The organism is Geobacillus sp. B4113_201601, assembly GCF_001587475.1.
Taxonomy (GTDB): Bacteria; Bacillota; Bacilli; order Bacillales; family Anoxybacillaceae; genus Geobacillus; species Geobacillus icigianus.
The window spans coordinates 763-4,696 of sequence record NZ_LQYX01000114.1 but is presented as its reverse complement, the minus strand read 5'-3'; the positions used below and the strand labels follow the sequence as shown (position 1 = coordinate 4,696).

Here is a 3,934-nt window from a genome sequence, read left to right as displayed (position 1 = left end):
TCAAGATCTTTGAACAGGGTGCTTATTCTATTCAAATAAGAACTTTCATAAATGGCCCGAATTCAAACGTCCATGATGGGCAAACTCCTTTGCTTTGCTTGTGTTTCAAGGTTTGATTCGACAGGAAGATAAAAAAATCCTCCCGATTTTTGTCGAGAGGGTGCGAAATGTGAGTCATAAAAAATAGAAACCGCCCAATAAACATTGGACGGTTTATCAGTTCATTTTGTTAATTCATCTTCTAACTTTTTTTGATTAAATCCTAGAATTTTTGAGACAATATTACCGTTCTCTTTTATTATAGTAAATGGAGTACCATAACCACCTAGTTCTTTAAATTCTTGAAAGAATTCCTCGTTCTCATGAATATCCCTTTCTTCAAATGCCATTCCTTTTCCCAATAAAAATTGCTTTTGCTTTTTACAATAAATGCAATGTTTTGTGGAATACACGATAATTTCCATTGTAATAACCCCCTATTGAAAAATACATTACATAAAGAAAGACCACCATAAAAAATAACAACCTCATCAACAAACTTTTTTGCTGTTTTGTATCTGCTCTTTTAACTCCCAAAATCCGGGTATCGAATCAACATCATACTTTTTAATGTACATAATTAACCTGTATTTTAGCTCTTGCGCCAAATCTTCTCGTTCTTCTAATTTGGTAAGCGAGAGCGTTTTTTGTAATTTTGGTTCAAACATATTAATAATTTGTTCCAATGCTCGACTATCTTTTTTCGATTCTTTTACTAATTCATAAAACATGATTTATATTTTACCCCTTTCTTGTCTCTTTAATTACTTCGCCTAATTGATGAATGACTAACTCTAGACTCTCCAATTTCCTTTCAAAGCGTAAAAACAAGTAAACAGTTATGGCAATAGGAAATCCAAAATTCCCAATAATTGTGACCCATTGAGGAAAATCACATGCAGTCATATTTTAATTCCCCTTTATCTTCAATAAATTTACAAATTTTTTTTAACGCTGCTTTGTGTATTTTTGATACAGCTTGTTGTGATTTGTTTAATATTTTGCTAATTTCTGTATCTGTAAGACCTTTTACATATGCCAGACTAATCACTTCTTTTTGTTTTTCAGTCAGAGACTGAATAGCCTCATAAAGAACAGGATTAGTTATATAGTCTTCGATATTATCGCTTCGCAAAATATCCTCTACTTGTATTTCCGTTTCTGCATCGACAAGCATAGCATTGAAGGAAGTGTTCGATGAATCATTATTTATAGGTTGGTCAACAGTTAGAGGTTGACGATTTAGCATCTTGCGGTAGCGTTTATCGAAATTTATTGCATTAAAATATAAGACAGTGGAGATATAAGAAGTAAATCTGATATCGAAGTAAAATTTTTCAAATTTATTGTCAAGTAATTTTTTGTTTTCTTCTGTTGGTTCACAGATGGCTTGAACTAATAATTTTTGATTTTCTTCTTCCGTGAGAAACGACTTTACAACAGTGTTTTCCAAAAAATCTTTATTTTCTTCTTTAAATTCCTCTATTTTTTGGATACAAAACGGATCTAATTTTTCAAAATCCACATTGCACTACTCCTTTCATTGCAAAAGTGAACATACATTCTGTTTTATAGGTGTAAAAAATGACCAATTAACATAATTAGTGGATTAGTCATAAGATTATTATTGTATTAGTATTGTATAGGACAGAATATTCACAATTATATTATATTATATCATTTTTTAAAATTAATCCCGCAATATTCCAAAATTTTGTTAGAAGTTTTAGCATATTCTTTGACCAATTCTGCAATAAACTCTTTTTCTTCTTCTGTTGAATTTTCATCTAAGCATTTTGTGAAAAATGCTTGAGTTTTTCTAGCTTCACAGAAGCATTTAAGCAACATTTCTCGATTTAATTTTTTTGTACTCTCTTGTTCATTTACGCTTACGATTGGGTTCTTTTTTAAATTTAGTACATAAATCTTAGTATTTTCCTTTGTATTAATTGGTGTTGTATGTTTCATTAATAATTGAAAGATTTCCGTTTCATTTAGTTCTTTTTCAAGAAGTTTCTCATATTCCTCGATTAATAAAGCGATAGCTCCTGATACATGAGGTGTAGCCATTGAAGTACCAGATAAGGTAGCATAGCTATTGTTTAAATAGGAGGAATAAATATCTTCTCCGGGTGCATAAAGATCGACAAACTCATTTGTATTGGAAAAAACAGAAACTTTGTTTTCTTTATTGATTGCTCCAACTTCTACTACTTCTTCAAAAGCTCCCGGATAACGATGCTCATTTGTTTTTGTATCCCCATCGCCATCATTACCTGAAGCAGCTACCACCAAGATATTATTCGCCACTGCTCTTTTTATTGCTGCATGTAAATCAGGATCCGGAGTTTTAGTTCCCAACGAAAGTGATATAACTCTTACCTTTTCACCCATTGGCCCTCTCCAATCAATGGCGTAATGAATTGCTTCGACTACCGAACTGATTGAACCGCCTCCATACCGATTCAAAGCTTTTAAGATAAGTAACTTTGCATCAGGTGCCACCCCTACTATTCCGGTTCCATTTTTAGACCCTGCTATTATTCCAGCAACATGAGTTCCGTGGCCATTTGTATCTTCGAAAATGGTAATGTCACCGTCATACTCTTCTGTAAAGTTATAACCACCTATAATATTGTTTTTTAGATCTGCATGATTTATTGCACATCCTGTATCAATCACGGCAACTACTACTCCCTTGCCAGTGTAACCTTTTTTCCATTTGTATTCTGCGCCAATCTTCATAATACTGGAAGAACGATTTTCTTTTGATTTGTTTTGTTTTAATTGAACAATTGGTATAAGTTTCACTTCATTTGTTTTCACAATTATACCCCCCAAAAATTTTTCTTTCTTTTCTTAATAAAGAAACTTGTTAAAAATTATTTACAACCTTGATCGAAATTTTTTTGCTATACAGTCGAAATAAAATGATCCGTTTAGAGAATTATCGAAAAAAGTAAAAATTATAATTTTAGTAACTCACATTCCGTGCCCTAACAGGGTGGAAAGAAAAGATTTTTTATTTCGTGTAAATTAGCACATTATTTCAGAATCCCTTTTTCAAATTATTTCAGGCGGATTCCGAAATAATGTGCAAAATTTTTGCGGATTGTTCCGGATTTTGCACATTCTTTCGGAACGTTTGCACGCTCTTTCAGATGAAGATTTCCAGCGCGCCTAGTGGACTGATGGAAAAGAGAAAGCACAAAAGAGGTCGAGTCGGTCCCTTTCGTGCTAATACCCCATTTCCTCTGTGGCCATGCGTACCACTTCTTCGTCAATGACGTCCTTTTTCAGCTGATGCCCGTACAGCAGGCATGTCGTAGCCAACGTGTTGATCACCCGAGGCCATCCCTGCGACTGCAGGGCAATCGCCTCTAACGCCGATGGAGTGAAGATCGGATGCTTCGCCCCAGCCTGTTTCATCCGATGCTCGATGTAGCCCGCCACCTCCTCCTTCTCGAACGGCCCCATCCGGCATCGCATGATGATCCGCTGATCGAGAGGGCGGTGCTGATTGAGCCGCAGCTTCCCCTGTAAATGGGGCAGCCCAGCTAACATCAAGACAAAGGGGTTGGTTGAATCCATCTCAAAGTTGAACAAGATGGCGATGTCCTGTAAAAAGGCATCCTTCGCTAAATGCATCTCGTCCAATATCAACACCGGTGTGATCCGCCGTTCATGATACAACCGCTCAATCGCCTGCTGGATTTGGCCGAAGAGATCCACCTTGCGGTATTTCGGTTCTTCCCCCAACCCAAGAGCCAGCCCGCGGTAAACATCCATCACGCCTCCGGTCGATAACGGGAAGTAGACCACGTGATACAAAGAAGGGGACAACGATTCTTTCCACGCCCGAAGGGCGAATGTCTTGCCCGCCCCCGGTTCTCCA

The 3,934-nt window shown here is 36.4% G+C and carries 5 protein-coding genes and 1 pseudogene; all 6 read right to left on the bottom strand.

The features are described 5' to 3' along the window. Positions 1-221 precede the first annotated feature (221 nt). On the bottom strand, positions 222-464 hold the full coding sequence (locus B4113_RS15685; protein WP_033844678.1) for a glutaredoxin family protein: 243 nt from the start codon (positions 462-464) through the stop codon (positions 222-224). 66 nt (positions 465-530) lie between these two features. Then, complete coding sequence (locus B4113_RS15680; RefSeq protein WP_033844676.1) at positions 531-770, bottom strand: helix-turn-helix domain-containing protein; 240 nt, start codon at positions 768-770, stop codon at positions 531-533. A gap of 10 nt (positions 771-780) precedes the next feature. Continuing rightward, on the bottom strand, positions 781-945 hold the full coding sequence (locus B4113_RS19175; RefSeq protein ID WP_081897272.1) for a YvrJ family protein: 165 nt from the start codon (positions 943-945) through the stop codon (positions 781-783). Further along, a complete protein-coding gene (locus tag B4113_RS15675) occupies positions 932-1,564 on the bottom strand; it encodes a sigma-70 family RNA polymerase sigma factor (RefSeq protein ID WP_051962776.1) in 633 nt (210 codons plus the stop codon). Before B4113_RS15675 ends, B4113_RS19175 begins: the two co-directional genes overlap by 14 nt. Before the next feature lie 401 nt (positions 1,565-1,965). Next, positions 1,966-2,880: pseudogene (locus B4113_RS15670) on the bottom strand (S8 family peptidase); the annotation flags it as partial. A 396-nt stretch (positions 2,881-3,276) separates the two neighbouring features. Then, the coding region (locus tag B4113_RS15665) for an ExeA family protein (protein WP_061912657.1) at positions 3,277-3,934 on the bottom strand (658 nt) is incomplete at its 5' end.

Bases quoted from the DNA above. Each gene is read 5' to 3' on its own strand.
- B4113_RS15685 (WP_033844678.1), bottom strand. From the start codon at position 464: ATGGAAATTATCGTGTATTCCACAAAACATTGCATTTATTGTAAAAAG.
- B4113_RS15680 (WP_033844676.1), bottom strand. From the start codon at position 770: ATGTTTTATGAATTAGTAAAAGAATCGAAAAAAGATAGTCGAGCATTG.
- B4113_RS19175 (WP_081897272.1), bottom strand. From the start codon at position 945: ATGACTGCATGTGATTTTCCTCAATGGGTCACAATTATTGGGAATTTT.